17 protein-coding genes are annotated in these 19,643 nt (G+C 60.6%); 8 read left to right on the top strand and 9 right to left on the bottom strand.

The window, feature by feature from the left end:
- The first annotated feature begins 88 nt into the window (after nt 1-88).
- Entirely contained in the window at nt 89-1,315 is a 1,227-nt protein-coding gene (locus tag AC1D2P_RS10500) for a 3-hydroxyacyl-CoA dehydrogenase (RefSeq protein WP_109785304.1), read from the top strand.
- A gap of 138 nt (nt 1,316-1,453) precedes the next feature.
- Nucleotides 1,454-1,873: an acyl-CoA thioesterase gene (locus tag AC1D2P_RS10505; RefSeq protein ID WP_077432254.1), complete on the top strand. Its 420-nt coding sequence runs from the start codon at nt 1,454-1,456 to the stop codon at nt 1,871-1,873.
- Between the two features lie 71 nt (nt 1,874-1,944).
- Here the strand turns inward: AC1D2P_RS10505 and AC1D2P_RS10510 are convergent, their stop codons facing one another.
- From AC1D2P_RS10510 to AC1D2P_RS10525, 4 genes are all read right to left on the bottom strand, one after another.
- Nucleotides 1,945-2,433: a glycine zipper domain-containing protein gene (locus tag AC1D2P_RS10510; RefSeq protein ID WP_046031293.1), complete on the bottom strand. Its 489-nt coding sequence runs from the start codon at nt 2,431-2,433 to the stop codon at nt 1,945-1,947.
- 340 nt (nt 2,434-2,773) lie between these two features.
- Nucleotides 2,774-5,122, bottom strand: coding sequence for an FdhF/YdeP family oxidoreductase (locus tag AC1D2P_RS10515; protein WP_109785305.1), 2,349 nt, complete (start codon nt 5,120-5,122; stop codon nt 2,774-2,776).
- Nucleotides 5,119-5,958, bottom strand: coding sequence for a formate dehydrogenase accessory sulfurtransferase FdhD (gene fdhD, locus AC1D2P_RS10520; protein ID WP_046031291.1), 840 nt, complete (start codon nt 5,956-5,958; stop codon nt 5,119-5,121). The genes AC1D2P_RS10515 and fdhD overlap by 4 nt, the downstream gene beginning before the upstream one ends.
- Before the next feature lie 94 nt (nt 5,959-6,052).
- Entirely contained in the window at nt 6,053-6,940 is an 888-nt protein-coding gene (locus AC1D2P_RS10525; RefSeq protein WP_046031290.1) for a LysR family transcriptional regulator, read from the bottom strand.
- Nucleotides 6,941-7,076: 136 nt separating this feature from the next.
- Here AC1D2P_RS10525 and lysM point away from each other — a divergent pair, with 136 nt between their 5' ends.
- On the top strand, nt 7,077-7,517 hold the full coding sequence (lysM, locus tag AC1D2P_RS10530; RefSeq protein WP_109785306.1) for a peptidoglycan-binding protein LysM: 441 nt from the start codon (nt 7,077-7,079) through the stop codon (nt 7,515-7,517).
- A 95-nt stretch (nt 7,518-7,612) separates the two neighbouring features.
- Here lysM and yrfG read toward each other — a convergent pair whose 3' ends face one another.
- Nucleotides 7,613-8,275 (bottom strand): GMP/IMP nucleotidase, encoded by a 663-nt coding sequence (gene yrfG / locus AC1D2P_RS10535; protein ID WP_109785307.1) that lies wholly within the window; start codon nt 8,273-8,275, stop codon nt 7,613-7,615.
- Between the two features lie 89 nt (nt 8,276-8,364).
- On the opposite strand from yrfG, the gene nudE reads away from it, so the two are divergent.
- Nucleotides 8,365-8,931: an ADP compounds hydrolase NudE gene (gene nudE, locus AC1D2P_RS10540; protein ID WP_477811420.1), complete on the top strand. Its 567-nt coding sequence runs from the start codon at nt 8,365-8,367 to the stop codon at nt 8,929-8,931.
- Nucleotides 8,928-9,761 carry a 3'(2'),5'-bisphosphate nucleotidase CysQ gene (gene cysQ, locus AC1D2P_RS10545; protein ID WP_109785308.1) on the top strand — a complete coding sequence of 278 codons (834 nt, stop codon included), beginning with the start codon at nt 8,928-8,930 and terminating at the stop codon, nt 9,759-9,761. The genes nudE and cysQ overlap by 4 nt, the downstream gene beginning before the upstream one ends.
- Nucleotides 9,762-9,856: 95 nt before the next feature.
- On the opposite strand, the gene AC1D2P_RS10550 is transcribed toward cysQ, so the two are convergent.
- The 4 genes from AC1D2P_RS10550 to rfbC all read right to left on the bottom strand — a co-directional run bounded on the left by AC1D2P_RS10550 (nt 9,857) and on the right by rfbC (nt 14,183).
- Nucleotides 9,857-10,312, bottom strand: coding sequence for a thioesterase domain-containing protein (locus AC1D2P_RS10550; protein WP_046031285.1), 456 nt, complete (start codon nt 10,310-10,312; stop codon nt 9,857-9,859).
- Between the two features lie 39 nt (nt 10,313-10,351).
- Nucleotides 10,352-11,734 (bottom strand): sigma-54-dependent transcriptional regulator, encoded by a 1,383-nt coding sequence (locus tag AC1D2P_RS10555; protein WP_109785309.1) that lies wholly within the window; start codon nt 11,732-11,734, stop codon nt 10,352-10,354.
- Complete coding sequence (locus AC1D2P_RS10560; protein WP_109785525.1) at nt 11,731-13,539, bottom strand: sensor histidine kinase; 1,809 nt, start codon at nt 13,537-13,539, stop codon at nt 11,731-11,733. Before AC1D2P_RS10560 ends, AC1D2P_RS10555 begins: the two co-directional genes overlap by 4 nt.
- A 98-nt stretch (nt 13,540-13,637) precedes the next feature.
- Nucleotides 13,638-14,183 (bottom strand): dTDP-4-dehydrorhamnose 3,5-epimerase, encoded by a 546-nt coding sequence (gene rfbC / locus AC1D2P_RS10565; protein ID WP_109785310.1) that lies wholly within the window; start codon nt 14,181-14,183, stop codon nt 13,638-13,640.
- Nucleotides 14,184-14,381: 198 nt separating this feature from the next.
- Here rfbC and AC1D2P_RS10570 point away from each other — a divergent pair, with 198 nt between their 5' ends.
- The 3 genes from AC1D2P_RS10570 to aguA all read left to right on the top strand — a co-directional run bounded on the left by AC1D2P_RS10570 (nt 14,382) and on the right by aguA (nt 19,496).
- Complete coding sequence (locus AC1D2P_RS10570; protein ID WP_477811421.1) at nt 14,382-17,294, top strand: aminotransferase; 2,913 nt, start codon at nt 14,382-14,384, stop codon at nt 17,292-17,294.
- A 211-nt stretch (nt 17,295-17,505) separates the two neighbouring features.
- Nucleotides 17,506-18,384: an N-carbamoylputrescine amidase gene (gene aguB / locus AC1D2P_RS10575; RefSeq protein ID WP_046031278.1), complete on the top strand. Its 879-nt coding sequence runs from the start codon at nt 17,506-17,508 to the stop codon at nt 18,382-18,384.
- A gap of 5 nt (nt 18,385-18,389) precedes the next feature.
- Complete coding sequence (gene aguA, locus AC1D2P_RS10580; RefSeq protein ID WP_109785312.1) at nt 18,390-19,496, top strand: agmatine deiminase; 1,107 nt, start codon at nt 18,390-18,392, stop codon at nt 19,494-19,496.
- Nucleotides 19,497-19,643: the final 147 nt, after the last annotated feature.

The raw sequence follows: 19,643 nt of genomic DNA on the forward strand, positions 1-19,643 counted from the left end.
GTTGCTCATCACAGGAATAAATTTCAAAAATGCAGGGCGTCTGACTATGGTGAGGGCTGTCTTTGGATCGCCAACAAGAGAGCAAATCATGAGCCAGACGCCATTCAATATTCAGCGTGCCGCCGTCATCGGTGCAGGCACCATGGGCCGTGGCATTGTCATGTGTCTGGCCAATGCCGGGGTGCCGGTGCAGTGGGTGGATAACAATCCGCAGATGCTTGAACAGGCGCTGGCCACCGTCGCGGACACCTACGCCCATAACGTGCGTCAGGGCCGCATCGATCAGGCGGAGGCGGATGCGCGCCTCGCACGGGTAACGGCGGCTGCCGATTACGCATCGATCCGCGATGTTGATCTGGTGATTGAAGCGGTCTACGAAAACCTGGAACTGAAGCAGAAAATTTTCCGGGAACTGGATGGCCTGCTCAAACCCGAAGCGATCCTGGCCAGCAACACCTCGGCCCTGGACATCGACGCCATTGCCGCCGCCACTCGCCGTCCGCAACAGGTCCTGGGGCTGCACTTCTTCAGCCCGGCGCACATCATGAAACTGCTGGAAATCGTCCGTGGCGCCCAGACTGCGCCGGCGGTACTCGATGCCGCGCTGGCGCTGGGCAAGCGCATGGGCAAGGTCAGCGTGGTGGCAGGCAATTGTGACGGATTCATTGGCAACCGCATGCTCAATACCTACGTGCTCGAAGCGCGCAAGATGCTGCTGGAGGGGGCCTATCCCTACCAGGTGGATGCGGCGCTGCAAGGTTTCGGTTTTGCCATGGGACCGTTCCGCATGTACGACGTGGTCGGGGTCGACCTGGGGTGGCGTGCGCGGGAATTGGCCGGCACCGGGCAGGATGCGCCAGAGGTTCAAGTGGATAACCGGCTGTGTGAACTCGGGCGTTTCGGTCAGAAAAGTGGCAACGGCTATTACCACTACGAACCGGGCAGTCGCCAGGCTGAGCACGATGTCGAGGTTGATGCGCTGGTCTTGAAGGTCAGCGAAGGCTTGGGCTTCCAGCGCCGCGAAATCAGCCCTGAAGAGGTTCTGGAGCGTTGCTTGCTGGCACTGGTCAACGAAGGCGCGAAGATCCTTGAGGAAGGCATTGCCGGGTCGGCACACGACATCGATCTGGTGTACCTCAACGGCTATGGTTTCCCGGCGGACAAGGGCGGGCCGATGGCCTGGGCGGATCAGCAAGGATTGGCGGACATCCACCAACGCTTGATGGCATTGGAAACCCGGCAAGGCGATCACTGGCAGCCAGCACGGCTGATTGGCGAGTTGGCGGCGGTGGGTAAAGGATTCGCGGATCGGTAGACTTCAATACCGGTGATCGTTCCCATGCTTTGCATGGGAACGCCTCCTTGGACGCTCTGCGTCCACTGTGACGCCAAGCGTCACGGGCTGGATTCCCACGCAGAGCGTGGGAACGATCTTTCAAGACGAGAGCCTCCCATGAGCCAACGCACCGACTACCCACACTTCCAGCCCATCACCACCCGCTGGCACGACAATGACGCCTACGGTCATGTCAACAACGTCACCTACTACAGCTTCTTCGACACGGCGGTGAACACTTACCTGATCGAAGTCGGCGGCCTGGATATCCATGACGGCGAGGTGGTGGGTTTTGTCGTAAGTTCGGCTTGCGACTACTTTGCTTCCATCGCGTTTCCGGACCGGATCGAGATCGGCCTGCGAGTCGGCAAGTTGGGCAACAGTTCGGTGCAATATGAATTGGCCGTGTTCAAGCAAGGGGAAGAGGAAGCCTGCGCGGCCGGGCGCTTCGTGCATGTGTTTGTAGATCGCCTGTCGAATCAGCCTGTGTCGATTCCGGCCGGATTGCGTGGGGCGCTGGAGCGTTTGGTGGTTTAGACCGGGCAAAAAAAATCGCAGCCCGAGGGCTGCGATTTTTTGACGTACCGGCTAGCGAGGCGACTGAAGTCTCAATCGCGGTCGCGGTAGTACTTGTGGTGCTTGCGATGACCGTAGTGGTGGCCACGATCGTGGTGACCGTCACGGTAGTAGCCACGATCACCACGATAAGAGCGATTATCGTTGTCGCCCTCATCATCGTATTTGTTGCCCATGTAGTTACCCAGCGCGCCACCAGCGCCGCCGCCTGCTGCGGAGCCGATCAGGCTGCCGGTGGTGCCGCCCATGCTGCGGCCGACCACGTTACCGCCTGCTGCGCCCAGTGCGCCGCCGATAGCGGCTTCGCCACGGCTGTGTTTGTTTGCGCCAACTGCGCTACCACCCGCGCCGCCCAGGGCCGCGCCGATGGTGGAACCTGTATTGCCGCCTAACGACTGACCGACGACCGAGCCAAGAACCCCGCCCAATGCGCCGCCCACACCTGCTTCGGTGGTGCCGCCAGCAGAAGCAATGCCACTGACCAAGCCAAGGGACAACAAGAGAATCGAGGAGAACTTCATGGGGGAACCTCAAGGGGATGACGGCGCGATCCTGAGGCTGTGTCAGAGGTGTGACAATCGAAATCCGACGAGTAACACGACTTCAGCACATTTTGATAAGTTACTGTTTTATAGACGGAACTTAACGGTTTTTCGCCGGTCTTTAGTTACTTCGGACAGGCCGTTTCTATACAGAAACGGCCTTTTTTGTGGGCGATTGGAAAGTTGTTCGTCGCGAAGAGTGATCGTTCCCACGCTCTGCGTGGGAACGCCTCAATGGACGCTTTGCGGCCGCTTTGGGACGCGGAGCGTCCCGGGCTGCATCCCCACGCAGAGCGTGGGAACGATCAGGGGTGGGACGTCAGGCCGACCTGGCCATGATCAATCCGGTTTCACTCGCTGCTTCCAAACGGATCGCCACAAACTTCGACGTCGGCGTATGGCTGCCATCCCCGGTGCTTTCCAGTGGCACCAGCGGATTCACTTCCGGGTAGTAAGCCGCCGCTTGCCCCGCCGGGATATCAAACGCCAGCAGGGTGAAGCCCTTGACGCGGCGCTCACGTCCGTCATCCCAGATCGAAACGATATCGGCCTTCTGCCCCGGTTTGAAACCCAGGCGAATGATGTCGGCTTCGTTCACAAACAGCACATCGCGCTGACCTTTCACTCCACGGTAACGGTCGTTGAGACCATAAATCGTGGTGTTGTACTGATCATGTGAACGCATCGATTGCATGATCAAGTCAGGCAACACGCCCGTCGCACGCGTACGTTCGTGCACCAGGTCTTTGGGCAGCGTATTGGGACGGAAATTGGCCCGGCCCGACGGGGTATTCCACTTGCGCGCGCCGGCGCTGTTGCCAAGGTAGAAACCACCCGGGTTCTTGACCTTCTCATTGAAATCGCGAAAGCCCGGAATGGTGTCGGCGATCAGGTCGCGAATGCGCCCGTAATCAGCCACCAGCCAGTTCCAGTCCACCGGTTTGCTGCCCAGGGTCGCGGCGGCGATACCGGCGATAATCGACGGCTCCGAACGCATCTGATCGGACAGTCGCTGCAACTGGCCGTTGGAGGCGTGGACCATGCTGAACGAGTCTTCCACGGTCACCGCTTGCGGGCCTTCAGTCTGGATGTCGATGTCGGTACGGCCCAGGCACGGCAGGATCAGCGCGTCTTTGCCGTGGGCCAAATGGCTGCGGTTGAGCTTGGTGCTGATTTGCACGGTCAGGTCGCAATTGCTCAGGGCCTTGAAGGTGCGTGGGCTGTCCGGGGTGGCTTGGGCGAAGTTGCCGCCCAGGCCGATGAATACTTTGGAGCGGCTTTCAGCCATGGCGTGAATCGCTTCGACCACGTTGTGGCCGTTGTCGCGTGGCACTTTGAACTGGAAGCGGCGTTCCAGCGAGTCAAGGAACGCCACTGGCGGACGTTCGTTGATGCCCATGGTCCGGTCGCCCTGCACGTTACTGTGGCCGCGCACCGGGCACAGGCCGGCGCCCGGTCGGCCGATGTTGCCGCGCAGCAGCATCAGGTTGGCGATTTCCTGGATGGTCGCCACCGAATGGCGGTGCTGGGTGATGCCCATCGCCCAGCACATGATCACGTTCTTGCCTTTGGCGTACATGCGCGCCGCTTGTTCGATCTCCACCAGGGTCAAGCCGGACTGCTCGACGATCTGCTCCCATGACGTATCGTCGACGATGCCCAGGTACTCCAGCACGTTGGCGCTGTGTTCATTGAGGAAGTCATGGTCGAATACGGCCGGCTCACCGGCCTTCTGTGCGTCGCGCTCCCATTGCAGCAGGAACTTCGCCATGCCGCGCATCAGCGCCATGTCGCCGCCAAGCGCCGGGCGCAAGTAGGCGGTGTTGGTGGGCTTGTCGCCGTTGGTGAGCATTTCGATGGGGTGCTGTGGATGCTGGAAGCGTTCCAGGCCACGCTCTTTGAGCGGGTTGATGCACACCACTTGAGCGCCGCGTTTCACCGCTTCACGCAGTGGCTCGAGCATCCGTGGATGGTTGGTGCCGGGGTTCTGGCCCCAGACGAAAATCGCGTCGGCGTGCTCGAAGTCGTCGAAGGTCACGGTGCCTTTGCCGACGCCGACACTTTGCGCCAACGCCACGCCGCTGGCCTCGTGGCACATGTTCGAGCAGTCCGGAAAGTTGTTGGTTCCGTAAGCGCGCACGAACAGCTGATACAAGTAAGCCGCTTCGTTGCTGGCCCGCCCCGAGGTGTAAAACTCGGCCTGATCCGGGCTCGACAGGCCCTTCAAATGTTTGGCGATCAGCGCAAAGGCGCCCTCCCAGCTGATCGGTTTGTAGCGATCGGTCTCGGCGTCATAAACCATAGGCTCAGTCAGACGACCCTGATATTCGAGCCAATAGTCGCTCTGCTCCAGCAAGGACGTAACGCTGTGCTTGGCGAAGAACGCGCCGTCCACCCGGCGTTTGGTCGCTTCCCAGTTCACCGCTTTGGCGCCGTTCTCGCAGAACATCACCATGCCCTTTTCCGGAGAATCGCCCCAAGCGCAACCCGGGCAGTCGAAGCCACCGTTCTGGTTGGTCTTGAGCATGATGCGCAGGTTTTTCAACGCGTTGTCGCTGGTCAACCAGGCCTGGGCCACGCTGATCAGTGCACCCCAGCCGCCGGCCGGTCCTTTGTAGGGCTTGTAGCGAGGGACGGGTGTCTGATCGGCTTGACGGTGTTGACTCACGCTTGGTTCTCCATCGCAGGGCTGTAAACCCGCGGCGCACTTTTTTGCGGCAGGTGGATGAGATTGAGGTGGTGACGACGGGCCCATTGCACGGCGAGGCCCGTGGGCGACGACAGGCTGACGAGGGTCTGGATACCGGCGCGCAATACTTTCTGGATCAGTTCGAGGCTGCACCGGCTGGTGACGATCGCCAGGCCGCCGGTGGTCGGGATCTTCTGGCGGATCAACCCGCCAATCAGTTTGTCGAGGGCATTGTGCCGACCGATGTCTTCACGGCCCATCAGCAATTCGCCCTGACCGTTCATGAACACCGCCGCGTGCACTGCGCCACAATGCTGGCCCAACGGCTGGAAGGCGCCGATGCGTTGGCGCAGGCCATCGAGCCATTCAGCAGGCGGCAGCGGTGCGCCGGGTAACACCTTGAGATCCGGCAACGCCTGTTCCACGGCTTCCACGCCGCAGAGCCCGCAACCGCTGGTGCCGGCCAATTGCCGACGCTGTTGCTTGAGGTTCCAGAAGGCGCGGTTGGCAATGGTCACTTGCGCGTACTGCGCCGAGCCCGAGCCGCTGAGTTGCAGGTCGTAAATGTCGTTGGCGTCTTCGATGATGCCGCTGCCGAGGCTGAAGCCGACAATAAAGTCTTCAAGGTCCGTCGGTGTCACCAGCATTACGGCTTGGCTGATGCCGTTGTAGGCGATCGCCAACGCGACTTCTTCAGCCAGCGCGGTGCTGGCCGATTCGGTGTATTGAAGGTCGCAAAAACTGTACTTCTGGCTAGCGTCTGGCGCGGGCGTGTCGAGGGCAGGCGCCGCGCAAGTAGGGCGCTTGGCGTTCATGAGGTATCACCGACGTTTTAGTCAGCTTTAAGCCTAGGCGTGTCAACTTGTCGCGTCTAATCGCTATTACTGATCTGCCGATAGATGCCGTCGATCAAGAAGCTATTGGTGATTTCTGATAGAGCGCGAAACAGGCTTCCGCCAACGCCGAACGCGGCGCACTTCGACGCATGATCAGCCCCAGCCGGGCGAGGGTCTGCGCGTTTTCGATCGGTTGCAGGCGAAGGTGATCGGTGAGGTTCTCCAGCCCGCCGTCCAGCGGCATCACCGCGCAGCACATGCCACCGTGTACCGCTTGCAGCAATTGATGGACTGCATCGGTTTGCAGCAACGGCTGGGGCGTCAGGCCACGGCTGTGGAAGTTGTGGTCGATGGATTGGCGAAAGTGCATGCCGCTGGTGAGCATGCCCAGCGGCAGTTCGATCAACGATTCCCAGCTCAACGGCGCCTCGCCGAAATTGAAGAAGCGCTGGTCGTAGAGCAGACCCATGCGGGTTTCGCTGAAGGCCAGCGAATCGAAGCGCTCGTTGTCCAGACGCTCCAGATAGGACACGCCGAGGTCGAGGCGGTTGTTCGCCAGCTGTTCGAGGATTTGCTCGGAACTCAACGCCGAGAGTTCGAAGCGCAGGTTCGGGTGTTCGGTGTGCAAGCGTTGCATCAAGGGCAACGGATCGAAACTCGACAACGGCACCACGCCCAACCGCAATGTGCCGACCAGGTTGCCACGGCAGGCCGCGGCTTCAGCCTGCAAGCCGTCGTAAGCCGCCAGCACTGTGCGCGCCCAGGCCAGCACGCGCTCGCCGGGGGCGGTAAACCCTTCGAAACGCTGACCGCGATTGACCAGCGGCAATTCAAGCTCTTCTTCGAGGCTGCGCAGGCGCATGGACAAGGTTGGCTGGGTGATGTGACAACGCGCGGCGGCCTGGCCGAAGTGCCGGGTTTCGTCGAGGGCGATGAGGAATTTCAGCTGCTTGATGTCCATCTTCGCTCCAGGGCGCGGTGAAGGCGCGATTCTAGCGCTTGCGCCGGATCGACGTCATTGGTCGGGTTGGAACCGGGGATGACAGGCCTGGTCTAGTCTTTTGCGTCTGGAACTTTAAACCCAAGGAGAGTGCACCATGAGTCTTTTGAGCTTTGTGAAGGAAGCCGGCGAAAAACTGCTGGATCTGCTGACCCCCGGCAATGCCAATGCCAGCGAGCAGTTGAAGGAACACATCAGCAAGGTCGGCCTGGGTAACCCGAATGTGCAGGCGACGGTGGATGGCGACAAAGTGACCGTCACCGGGGAAGTCGCCAGTCAGGAAGAGAAGGAGAAGATTCTGTTGGCGGTGGGCAATATTGCCGGTGTCGGCAGTGTGGATGACCAGATCACGGTGACCGGGCCGGTGGTGGCCGCGGCGGTATTTGTCACGGTTGTGAAGGGCGACACCCTCAGCGCGATTTCCAAGCGCGTGTATGGCGACGCCAACAAGTACAACAAAATCTTCGACGCCAACAAACCGATGCTGTCGCACCCGGACAAGATCTATCCGGGGCAGTCGTTGCGAATTCCTGAGTAAGCCTCTGCGCCGATCGTTCCCACGCAGAGCGTGGGAACGATCAACGACGCAAAACCTGTAGGAGCATGGCTTGCCCGCGATGCAGGCGGCGCGGTCTAGAGCCCTGCAATCAAATCCCGATAATCCCCCAGCGCCGCAAACTCCGCCGTGTCCTTGGGCCCTTTTCGACTGTCCGGCTCACTCACCGCCAACAGATGTGCCACGCCAAAATGGCGCGCGCTGCGCAGAATAGGCAGCGTGTCATCGATAAACAGACTGCGCGCCGGATCAAAGCCGATGTCGGCCTGTAACGCCTCCCAGAACTGTGGATTTTCCTTGGGAAAACCGTAATCGTGAGAACTGATCAAACGCTCGAAGTACGGCGCCAGTTCAATCCTTTCCAGCTTCAATGACAGCGAGTCCCGGTGCGCATTGGTGATCATCACCACGCGCTTGCCGGCCTGTTTGATCGCAGCCAGGAAGGTATCCGCGTCGGGGCGCAGGGCGATCAGGTGGGCGGTTTCCAGTTTCAGTTCGCGCACTGGCAACTTCAGTTCGGCGCTCCAGAAATCCAGGCAATACCACTGCAACTGACCGGCATTGCGCTCGAACAGCGGCTGCAACTCTAACTCGGCCATCGCTCGGCTCACTCCGTGCAATTCTGCGTAGCGCTGGGGCAAGTGCTCCATCCAGAAATGGTTGTCGTAGTGCAGGTCCAGCAGCGTACCGTCCATGTCCAGCAGAACGGTATCGATGTCGAGCCAGGGCAGCGGGGGCATTAAAAAATCTCCAGCGGTAAAAAGGATATCCGAGGTCAACAATCAGGATAGGCCGGGTATAGTAACGCGTTCACGCCAAGGAGCTTTTCATGCGCCAGAAACCCACCGTACTCGCCCGCGAGATCGTCGCCACCAGCCGTTTGTTCTGTGTCGAAGAGCTGAAACTGCGCTTTTCCAATGGCGTGGAGCGCACGTACGAGCGTTTGGTCGGTAAGGGCGCTGGTTATGGCGCCGTGATGATCGTGGCCATGCTCGATGCCGATCACGCGGTACTGGTCGAGGAATACTGCGGCGGTACGGATGAATACGAGCTGTCCCTGCCCAAAGGCCTGATCGAGCCGGGCGAAGATGTGCTGGCGGCGGCCGAGCGGGAGCTCAAGGAAGAAGCCGGGTATGGCGCGCGGCAGTTGGAGCACCTGACCGAGTTGTYGTTGTCGCCCGGTTACATGAGCCAGAAGATTCAGGTGGTGCTGGCCACCGATCTGTACGAAGAAAGCCTGGAGGGCGACGAACCCGAGCCGATGGGCGTGGACAAGATCAATCTGCATGAGCTGTCTGCCCTGGCGCAGAACCCACGCTTCACTGAGGGCCGAGCCTTGGCGGCGTTGTACTTGGCCCGTGACTTATTGACCCAACGTGGGGTGTTTTTGCCATGAAGTTGAATTTCCCCCATCCGTTGATGGCGCCGGTGGTTGAACTGGCGTTGAAGGCTGGCGAAGCGATTTTGCCGTTCTGGCGCACCGGCACGGCCGTGACGGCCAAGGCTGACGATTCGCCAGTGACCGCTGCCGATCTGGCGGCTCATCATTTGATTCTGGCCGGGTTGACCGCGCTGGACCCCAGTATTCCTGTGCTGTCCGAAGAAGACGCCAACATCCCCCAAAGCGTGCGCGCCGGGTGGCAGCGTTGGTGGCTGGTAGATCCGCTGGACGGAACCAAGGAATTCATTAGCGGCAGCGAAGAGTTCACCGTCAACATTGCGTTGATCGAGCAGGGGCGGGTGGTGTTTGGTGTGGTGTCGATGCCGACCAACGGGCGCTTCTACGTCGGTGGTGCAGGCTTGGGCGCTTGGCGTGGCGATAGGGGCAGCCAGCCATTACCGATCCAGGTCCGCGAAGTGCCTGCTGCGGGAGAGGCGTTTACCGTGGTCGCCAGCCGTCGACATTCGAGCCCGGAGCAGGAGCGCTTGCTGGCCGGGTTGAGCGATAGCCTGGGTGAGTTGCAATTGGCCAACATCGGCAGTTCGTTGAAGTTCTGCCTGTTGGCGGAAGGGGCGGCAGATTGTTATCCGCGTCTGGCGCCGACGTCGCAGTGGGACACGGCAGCTGCGCAAGGCGTGTTGGAAGGCGCGGGCGGCGAGGTGCTGGATTTGAGCGGTGCGCCGTTTTGCTATCCGGCGCGCGAGTCGTTGTTGAATGAGTTCTTTTTGGCGCTGCCGGCGAAGGCTGCCTGGCGCGAAAAACTGCTGGCGTTGGCGCGGGCATAAAGATCAAAAAAACGCAGCCTCGTTTCACTCGACAGCTCCTACAGAGAAACCCCCTGTAGGAGCTGTCGAGTGAAACGAGGCTGCGAATTTTTGCGTCAACGGTGAAGCACGTACTGCCCGGTAAACGTCACCGCATCGTCATCACTGTCGACATTCACAATCCGCGAATGCAACGTCAACCGCGCTCGCCCATAGCGCTGATACATCACCAAAAACTTCTTCCACACCGCCGCACTCGGTGCCTGACAAATCGCCGTCGCATCCATGGTCACCGGCAGTGGATAGCTGATCTGCCCTTCGTGAATCACGATGTGCCCGTCTTTTATCCCCTCTTCACGCAAGCGCAAATGCAGCCAGCCCCAACCCGCCAGCACCGCCCCGCAATAGAGACTGCCGCCGAACATGGTGCTTTTGTGGTTGACGTTGGCTTCCAGCGGCAAGTACAGGCGCAATTGCTGGTCGTGCCAGTCGAGCACTTTGATACCCATGGCCTGCGTCAAGGGGATGTCGTGATGGAGAATGGATTCCAGGTGACGACTGTCGCGGTTCATGCATGGGCCTCTTGTCTGAAGGTGTTGATTAACGGTCGCTCAATCGAGATCGTCGGTCGGGCCGCTGGCGAAGATCAGCCCATGTTTGCGCAGCTTGTCGTGCAAGGTTTTACGCGGGATGCCCAGCGCTTCGGCAAGGCTGCGTACGGAGCTGTGTGAGCGCGCCAGTTCGGCGGCGATCAGGCTCTTTTCGAAGTTTTCCACTTGCTCGCTCAAGCCGCCGCTGACCACTTCAACCATTGTGTTGGGGCCGCCGCCGGGCGTGTTGTTGTCCAGCGCCAGTTCGAGGCCCAAGGCAAAGCGTTCGGCGGCATTTTGTAGCTCGCGAACGTTGCCGGGCCAGGTGTGGCGCAGCAACAGGGCGCGATGCCCCGGTTGCAATTCATGGGAGGGCAAACCGTGGCGGGCGCTGGCTTCATCGGCGAAATGCTGGAACAACGTCAACGCGTCTTCGCCACGTTCGCGCAGCGGCGGAATGCGCAGCGGTGCGACGTTCAGGCGGTAATACAAGTCGGCGCGAAAGCGTCCTTGATCGGCGGATTGGCGCAGGTCTTCCTTGGTCGCGGCGATGATGCGGATGTCCAGCGGGATCAATTGATTGCCACCCARGCGCTCSACSACSCGCTCCTGTAGCARKCGCAGCARYTTSACCTGCACATCCAGGCTCATGCTTTCGATYTCATCGAGGAACAGSGTGCCGCCGTTGGCGAAYTCGAACTTGCCGATGCGRCGYTTYTGCGCGCCGGTGAACGCTCCGGGCTCGTGGCCGAACAACTCGCTTTCCACCACCGACTCGGCCAGCGCACCGGCATTGATCGCCACGAACGGGCCATTACGACGGTTCGACAAATCGTGCAGCGCCCGCGCCACGACTTCTTTGCCGGCACCGGTTTCACCCAGAATCAACACATCAGCCTTGGTCGCGGCCAGCGCGCCAATCTGCTCGCGCAGACGCAACATCGGCGCCGATTGCCCGACCAGCCGGGTGCTCAATTCATTGCGATCACTCAGGGCCAGACGCAGGCTGCGGTTATCCAGCACCAGCCGACGCAAAGCCAGTGCGCGACGCACACTGTCGAGCAAGGCATCGCTGGCGAAGGGTTTTTCCAGGAAGTCATAAGCCCCGGCGCGCATGGCTTGCACCGCCAGCGGTACATCGCCGTGGCCGGTGATGAGCAGCACGGGCAGCTCCGGGTCCTGGGCATGCAGTTCGGTCAGCAGTTCGAGACCGTCCATGCCCGGCATACGAATGTCACTGACCACCACGCCCGGCCAGTCGCGCTCCAATTGCACGGCCAGGCCCTTGGCCTCGGCCAGCGGCAGGATTTTCAGGCCGGCGAGGTCCAGGGTCTGGCTCAGGGCCTGACGCAGGTGGGGATCGTCGTCGATCAACACGACCTGGATGCGGTTGTCGATGGTCATGCACTTCGGTCCTCGGACGGTTGCAGGCTCACACCCGGTGCGCCAGCGCGTAGCTTCAAAGTAATCAGGGCGCCGCCTTCCTTGTGGTTGGCGAACGACAGTTCACCCCCGAAGGCACGCATCAGAGTTTCACAAATCGCCAGCCCCAGCCCAAGCCCTTGTGTGCGAGTCTTGGTGGTGTAGAAAGGCTCGCTGGCGCGACCCAGGGCTTCCATGCAAAAGCCGGGGCCGTTGTCGCGAATGTACAGATGGACGCCGTCGGCGGTGGATTGGGCACTCAACCAGAGTTTACGCGGTGGACCTTTTTCGGTCAGCGCGTCCAGAGCGTTGGCCAACAGGTTACCGAGCACCTGGCGCAGACGGGTTTCCCCGGCCTCGACCCACAGCGTGGCGGCCGGTAAATCGCGGATCAGCTCGACCTCCATGCTGCGTCGACGCTTGGCCAGCAACGCCAGCGCATCATCCAGCGCCGGTTGCAGAGCGACACTTTCCGGCGCGTGACGATCACGCCGGGCAAAGGCGCGCAGGTGAGCGATGATCGAGGCCATGCGCCCGGTCAGTTCGCTGATCAGTTTGAGATTGCCGCGCGCATCGTCGGTGCGTTGATGATCGAGCAGCACTTCGGCGTTTTCCGCGTAGCTGCGAATCGCCGCCAGTGGCTGATTGAGTTCGTGGCTGATGCTCGCCGACATCGTTCCCAATGCCGACAATTTACCGGCCTGGACCAGATCATCCTGCGCGCGCACCAGTTCCTGCTGGGCGTGTTCGCGCTCCAGCACTTCCTGTTTCAAACGCCGGTTGAGACCTTCGAGGTCGCTGGTGCGTTCGGCGACCCGGCCTTCCAGTTCGCGACGGGCCTTGGCTTCGAAGGCGATCCGTTCGAGGTAATGGCGGCGGCGCTGCATCATCAGCCCAAGCAGCAGCATCAACACCAACAGCGTGGCGCCTCCGATGGCGACCACCGTACGCACCGGTCGGTCGATCAAGGTGCGCGGGGCGAGGATGCTGACGTTCCAGCCGGTTTCGGCGATCTGCTGGGTCTGAGTCAGCCAGGCGTTGGGGTTGAGCTTCAGCGGTTTGGGGTCACGGGTCGGGTAGGGCTGGATCGCGGTTATCGCTTTGCTTTCTTCGTCGCTCAACGGACGGGTCGAGCGGAAGCGCCACTCTGGCCGTGACGTGAGAATGACCACGCCGTTATGGTCGGTCAGCAACAGCTGTTCCGGGGTTTTGCCCCAGAGACTTTCGGTGTGGTCCAGATCAACCTTGACCACCAGCACGCCGATGACTTTTTCGCCATCGCGTACTGCGGCGGCGAAGAAGTAGCCGCGTTTGGCGGAGGTCGTGCCCAGGCCGAAAAACCGTCCGAGCCGCCCGGCCATGGCTTCGCTGAAATAGGGCCGGAAGGAAAAATTACGGCCGACAAAGCTGTCGTGTTTGTCCCAATTGGACGCCGCCAGCGTTTTGCCGCGGGTGTCCATCAAGTACATGACTTCGGCACCGGTCTGGGTGCTGATGTTTTTCAGCAAGCGGTTGGCATTGCCTTGGGTGACGCCATCGTCCGGCGCGCCGAGTACCGCGCGCAGGGCCGGCAAGTCGCCGAGGATTTGCGGCAACACTTCATAACGATGCAGCGTGCCCAGCAGGTTGGCGACGTACAGGTCGAGGGTTTGGCGATTTTGCCCGGCCAGTTCGCTGCGGTAATAGCGCTCGGCCAAGTGCTCCAGCGGCCACAGTAACGGCGCCAGGCATAGCGCCACCAGGGCGAGGCTGCGCCAGCGGGGTCTGCGAGGGAGGGTCGGAGTCATGAGCATCGGGCGCCTGGGGGTACAGGCGCATTATGCCTAGGCTTGGTGGCGCAGTCTGCGCACCGTTGCCAAGTCCTTCTTGAGGCGAAAATTCAGACTCAGGCGAAAACTTCAGCGTCTTTGAAAAACTCGGCGGCTTGATCTTTTCCGGACAGTTGCGGTGCTTCTTCAAGTTGCCAGTCGATGGCCAGGTCCGGGTCGTCCCAGCGAATGCTGCGCTCGGCGGATGGGGTGTAGTAATCGGTGGTTTTGTAGAGGAATTCAGCGAACTCGCTCAGCACCACGAAGCCGTGGGCGAAACCCTCCGGGATCCAGAGTTGACGATGGTTGCCGGCTGACAGGCGCACCGCCAGCCATTTACCGAAATGCGGCGAGCTACGACGAATATCCACCACCACATCAAGCACTTCACCGGCCGTCACACGGACCAGTTTTCCTTGAGTGTTTTCCAATTGGTAATGCAGGCCGCGCAGTACGCCTTTTTGCGAGCGGGAATGGTTGTCCTGAACAAATTGTGCATCCAGGCCAGTCGCTTCTTTGAATGCCTTGGCATTGAAGCTTTCATAGAAGAAGCCACGCTCGTCACCAAAAACCCTGGGTTCGATGATCAGAACACCGGGCAAGTCGGTGGTGACTACATTCATGGTACTTCTCCAGCAATAGGCGTTGACGGGGCACATTCTTGCGCAAAGTGTCGAGCGAGGCGAGTGCGGCGTGAATTTTCCCGATTCGTGTGCTCGTTGTGTCGAGCGCCCGGCGCTGGTCAGGCAGTCGAATGGGGGTTGCGTATCGCCGCAAGCAGTGGCGATATAAGCGCCTAATAAAATTTCAGAGGTCGTTGTATGCCGCTCGCCACGTTGATTCACCGCGCCAGTTTGCCCAGCCCGCAAGTGTCTGCGCAGCAAGCGCTTGAGCTGCTGGAGGGGCATTACGGGCTTAGCGGGAGGTTGCAGGCCCTGGGCAGCCAGCAAGATCTCAATTTCCGCGTCGACAGCGACCAGGGGCGTTTCGTCCTGAAAATCTGCCGTGGCGACTATTCAGCGCTGGAACTGCAAGCCCAGCACGCAGGGCTCAAGCATTTGGGCGAACAGTCCGGCGTCAAGGTGCCGCGTGTGATTGCGGCGAAAAACGGTGTGGATTTGCTCACGCTGGACGTCGCAGGCCAATCGGTGCACGTGCGCCTGCTCGACTACATCGAGGGCCAGTCGCTCACCCACCTCGATCATTTGCCGGGTGCCGTGGTCGCCGGTTTCGGTCAACTCTGCGGCGAAATGGACCTGGCCCTGGCCGCTTTCGACCATCCGGGACTTGAACGCACGTTGCAGTGGGACGCTCGTCACGCCAACGCATTGATCGGCCATTTGCTGCCGGTGATCAAGGATGACGCGCAACGCCGGTTGATCGCCGAGGCCGCCGAACGCGCCGAGCGTCATTTGCAACCGCTGGTAGATAAGTTGCCGGTGCAGGCCATTCACATGGACATCACTGACGACAACGTGGTCTGGCAGCGCGATGCTCAGCGCCAGTGGCAATTGCAGGGCGTGATCGATTTCGGCGACCTGGTCCGCACCTGGCGTATCACCGATCTTTCGGTGACCTGCGCGGCGTTGCTGCATCACGCCAATAGCGATCCGTTTTACATTTTGCCGGCGATTCAGGCCTATCACGCAATCAACCCGTTGCAGCGCGAAGAACTGCTGGCGCTTTGGCCGTTGATCGTCGCGCGGGCGGCGGTGCTGGTGCTCAGTGGCGAGCAGCAGGTCAGCATTGATCCGGGCAATCAATACAGCCGCGACAACCTCATTCATGAATGGGAAATTTTCCGCGTCGCCACTTCGGTGCCGCTGGAACTGATGGAGGCGGCGATCCTGGCTTGTGTTGGCCAGAGCCTGCCGAGCATTGGCAGCGAAGGATTCGCGCCATTGTTGCCGAGCCTGGTGGGGCGCGAGTTTGCGCTGATTGATCTGGGCGTCCTCAGCCCGCATTTCGAGGCGGGCAACTGGGAACAGGAAGGCATCGATCAGCGGCTGCTGACGGAAGCCGCCGCGACCCACGGCCTGGCGGCCAGTCGTTATGGGCAATACCGGTTGTCGCGAACCCGGCYAGACACGGCGGACGAGCCGGACACCTGCCCATTGCACGTCGAGTTGCGAGTGCCCCACGGCACGGCCGTCGAGTCGCCGTTTGCCGGGGTGGTTCATCAGCCGTCGGCGGGTGTGCTGCAACTCGACGGGCCGCAACTCAGCGTGCGGCTGTGGGGCGTGACCCCATCGCTGCACACCGGCGCAGCACTGGTCAAAGGCCAGGTGTTGGGTTCGGTCAGCGGGCCACTGATCGTGCAGTTGTGCCGAGGCACGGCGTTCAATGCGCCGCTGTTTTGCACACCGTCGCGCGCCCGGGCCTGGAAAGCCTTGTGCCCGTCGCCCGCAGCGCTGCTGGGGCTGGCCTGTGATGCTGAAGAGGAGCTGGACTCGCAGACACTGCTGGCACGCCGCGACGCCAGTTTCGCCCGTACCCAGAAGCACTACTACGTTGACCCGCCGCGCATCGAACGCGGCTGGCGCAACCACCTGATCGACATGCAGGGCCGTTCCTACCTCGACATGCTCAATAACGTCGCGGTGCTCGGCCATGGCCATCCGCGCATGGCGGCGGTCGCCGCTCGTCAGTGGTCGCTGCTCAACACCAATTCGCGCTTCAACTACGCCGCGGTCGCCGAGTTCTCCGAGCGCTTGCTGAAATTGTCGCCGGACTCCATGGACCGCGTGTTCCTGGTCAACAGCGGCAGCGAAGCCAACGACCTGGCGATTCGTCTGGCGTGGGCCTACAGCGGAGGTCGCGACATGCTCAGCGTGCTGGAGGCCTACCACGGCTGGACGGTGGGCGCGGATGCCGTCTCGACGTCGATCGCCGATAACCCCAAGGCCTTGAGCAGCCGCCCGGATTGGGTGCATCCAGTCATTGCGCCAAATACGTATCGCGGAGAGTTCCGAGGCCCGGACAGTGCGCCGGACTACGTACGCAGCGTCGAACACAACCTGGCGAAAATCGCCGCGCAAGGTCGCCCATTGGCCGGTTTCATTTGCGAGCCGGTGTACGGAAATGCAGGCGGAATCTCCTTGCCACCCGGCTATCTGAAACAGGTTTATGGACTGGTTCGAGCCCAGGGCGGCGTGTGCATCGCCGACGAAGTGCAGGTCGGCTACGGGCGTATGGGGCACTTCTTCTGGGGCTTTGAGGAACAGGGCGTGGTGCCGGACATCATCACCATGGCCAAAGGCATGGGCAATGGGCAGCCGTTGGGCGCGGTGATCACGCGTCGGGAAATCGCCGAGGCGCTGGAAGCCGAAGGGTATTTCTTCTCCTCGGCAGGTGGCAGCCCGGTCAGTTGCCAGATCGGCATGGCGGTGCTGGATGTGATGGAAGAAGAAAAGCTCTGGGAAAACGCCCAGGTGGTGGGCGGGTACTTCAAAGAGCGACTGGAGGCACTGATCGATATCCATCCGCTGGTGGGCGCGGTGCATGGTTCCGGTTTCTACCTGGGCGTCGAGCTGATCCGCAATCGCGAGACCCTGGAACCGGCAACCGAAGAAACCACGGCGCTGTGTGATCGCCTGCGCGAACTGGGGATTTTCATGCAGCCGACCGGCGACTTCCTCAACGTCCTGAAGATCAAACCGCCGATGGTGACCTCGCGCCAGAGTGTGGATTTCTTCGTCGACATCCTCTCGAAGGTGCTCGCAGAGGGCCTGTAAACACATACCTCTGTAGGAGTGATAATTCGATAGATATCGGCTTTTAAGCAAAAAAATATGACGTATGGCTTATTGGTGGCTTTTAAAGCCGATATTTATCGGATATAAAGTCACCGCAGCCTCGGTGTGGACGAACCACGCCCGATGCTTCCCATTTCTGTCATGGGTCGAGGCCACACTCGACCCCACGCCTTTGCTCAGGAGCCGATTCATGAGCCGTATCGTTACCGTCGCCGCTACCCAGATGGCCTGTTCCTGGGACCTTGAAGCCAACATCGAAACCGCTGAGAAGCTGGTCCGTGAGGCTGCGGGCAAAGGCGCGCAGATCATCCTGATTCAGGAACTGTTCGAGAGCCCGTACTTCTGCCAGAAGCCGAACCCGGATTACCTGCAACTGGCCACGACCGTTGAAGACAACGTCGCCATCAAGCACTTCCAGAAAGTCGCCAAAGAGCTGCAAGTGGTGCTGCCGATCAGCTTCTACGAATTGGCCGGCCGTGCGCGTTTCAACAGCATCGCGATCATCGATGCCGACGGCTCCAACCTCGGGATTTATCGTAAAAGCCATATCCCGGACGGCCCTGGCTACCACGAGAAGTACTACTTCAACCCGGGCGATACCGGTTTCAAAGTGTGGAACACCCGTTACGCGAAAATCGGCGTGGGCATCTGCTGGGACCAGTGGTTCCCTGAGGCCGCCCGCAGCATGGCGTTGCAGGGCGCGGAAATCCTGTTCTACCCGACCGCCATCGGCAGCGAGCCGCACGACAAGACCATCTCCTCGCGTGATCACTGGCAGCGCGTGCAGCAGGGCCATGCCGGCGCCAACCTGATGCCGCTGATCGCCAGCAACCGAATCGGCAACGAAGAGCAGGACGGCTACGACATTACCTTCTATGGCTCATCGTTCATCGCCAACCAGTTCGGCGAAAAAGTTCAGGAGCTCAACAAAACCGAAGAAGGTATTCTGGTGCACACTTTCGACCTCGACGAGCTGGAACACATTCGCAGCGCGTGGGGTTCGTTCCGTGATCGCCGTCCTAACCTTTACGGCGCACTGAAAACTCTCGACGGTTCCCTGGAGTCCTGATTGTCATGACCACTTTGCACACCACGCCTCGCGCCGACGGTTTCTACATGCCGGCCGAATGGGCGCCACAAACCCAGACCTGGATGATTTGGCCCGAGCGTCCGGACAACTGGCGCCTGGGTGGCAAACCGGCGCAAGCCGCGCACGTGGCGGTGGCGAAAGCCATCGCGCGTTTCGAACCGGTGACCGTGGCGGTTTCCGCAGGCCAGTACGAAAACGCTCACGCCCGTCTCGACGTGCCGAATATTCGTGTGGTGGAAATGTCCAGCGATGACGCATGGGTACGCGACACCGGTCCGACATTTGTCATCAATAACCGTGGCGAAGTCCGTGGTGTGAACTGGGATTTCAACTCGTGGGGTGGTTTCGACGGTGGCCTGTATTCGCCGTGGAACCGTGATTCGCAAGTGGGCGGCAAGATCCTCGAGATCGAGCGCAGCCCGCGTTATCGCACCGAGGGTTTCGTGCTCGAAGGCGGTTCGATTCACGTCGATGGCGAAGGCACCCTGATCACCACCGAAGAATGCCTGCTCAACCGCAATCGCAATCCGCACCTTGGGCGTGCCGAAATCGAAGCGGTGCTCAGCGCCAACCTGGCTGTGGATAAAATCATCTGGCTGCCGGACGGTTTGTTCAACGACGAAACCGACGGCCATGTGGATAACTTCTGCTGCTACGTGCGCCCGGGCGAAGTCTTGCTGGCCTGGACCGATGACCCGCAAGACCCGAACTACCCGCGCTGCCAGGCAGCAATGAACGTGCTGCAAAGCAGCACCGACGCCAAGGGTCGCCCATTCACGGTGCACAAGATGCCGATTCCGGGGCCGCTGTACGCGACCGAAGAAGAGTGCGCGGGTGTCGACCCGGTGGACGGCACTCAGGAACGAAATCCTTCCGTTCGTCTGGCCGGTTCCTACGTGAACTTCCTGATCGTCAACGGCGGCATCATTGCGCCGAGCTTCGATGACCCGATGGACGGCCCGGCAAAAGAAATTTTGCAGACGCTGTTCCCGCAACATGAAGTGGTGATGGTGCCGGGCCGTGAACTGTTACTGGGGGGCGGTAACATCCACTGCCTTACCCAACAACAACCCGCTCCGCACAAGGAGTGAGTGAGGTCGTAACAGCCTGAGTCGATTGCGAAATCGATCAAAAAAAGCAACCCCCTATGCTGCTCGACGAAGAGCCCGCAATCCGTATGGACTGCGGGCTTCTTTGTATCCGCTTGTCGACAGATGCGAAACATTGGCACAGCTCTT

The sequence above is a fragment of the Pseudomonas sp. P1_F1_2 genome (assembly GCF_056405815.1).

Bases quoted from the DNA above. Each gene is read 5' to 3' on its own strand.
- AC1D2P_RS10500 (WP_109785304.1), top strand. From the start codon at position 89: ATGAGCCAGACGCCATTCAATATTCAGCGTGCCGCCGTCATCGGTGCA.
- AC1D2P_RS10505 (WP_077432254.1), top strand. From the start codon at position 1,454: ATGAGCCAACGCACCGACTACCCACACTTCCAGCCCATCACCACCCGC.
- AC1D2P_RS10510 (WP_046031293.1), bottom strand. From the start codon at position 2,433: ATGAAGTTCTCCTCGATTCTCTTGTTGTCCCTTGGCTTGGTCAGTGGC.
- fdhD (WP_046031291.1), bottom strand. From the start codon at position 5,958: ATGAACGCCAAGCGCCCTACTTGCGCGGCGCCTGCCCTCGACACGCCC.
- AC1D2P_RS10525 (WP_046031290.1), bottom strand. From the start codon at position 6,940: ATGGACATCAAGCAGCTGAAATTCCTCATCGCCCTCGACGAAACCCGG.
- lysM (WP_109785306.1), top strand. From the start codon at position 7,077: ATGAGTCTTTTGAGCTTTGTGAAGGAAGCCGGCGAAAAACTGCTGGAT.
- yrfG (WP_109785307.1), bottom strand. From the start codon at position 8,275: ATGCCCCCGCTGCCCTGGCTCGACATCGATACCGTTCTGCTGGACATG.
- cysQ (WP_109785308.1), top strand. From the start codon at position 8,928: ATGAAGTTGAATTTCCCCCATCCGTTGATGGCGCCGGTGGTTGAACTG.
- AC1D2P_RS10550 (WP_046031285.1), bottom strand. From the start codon at position 10,312: ATGAACCGCGACAGTCGTCACCTGGAATCCATTCTCCATCACGACATC.
- AC1D2P_RS10560 (WP_109785525.1), bottom strand. From the start codon at position 13,539: ATGACTCCGACCCTCCCTCGCAGACCCCGCTGGCGCAGCCTCGCCCTG.
- rfbC (WP_109785310.1), bottom strand. From the start codon at position 14,183: ATGAATGTAGTCACCACCGACTTGCCCGGTGTTCTGATCATCGAACCC.
- aguB (WP_046031278.1), top strand. From the start codon at position 17,506: ATGAGCCGTATCGTTACCGTCGCCGCTACCCAGATGGCCTGTTCCTGG.
- aguA (WP_109785312.1), top strand. From the start codon at position 18,390: ATGACCACTTTGCACACCACGCCTCGCGCCGACGGTTTCTACATGCCG.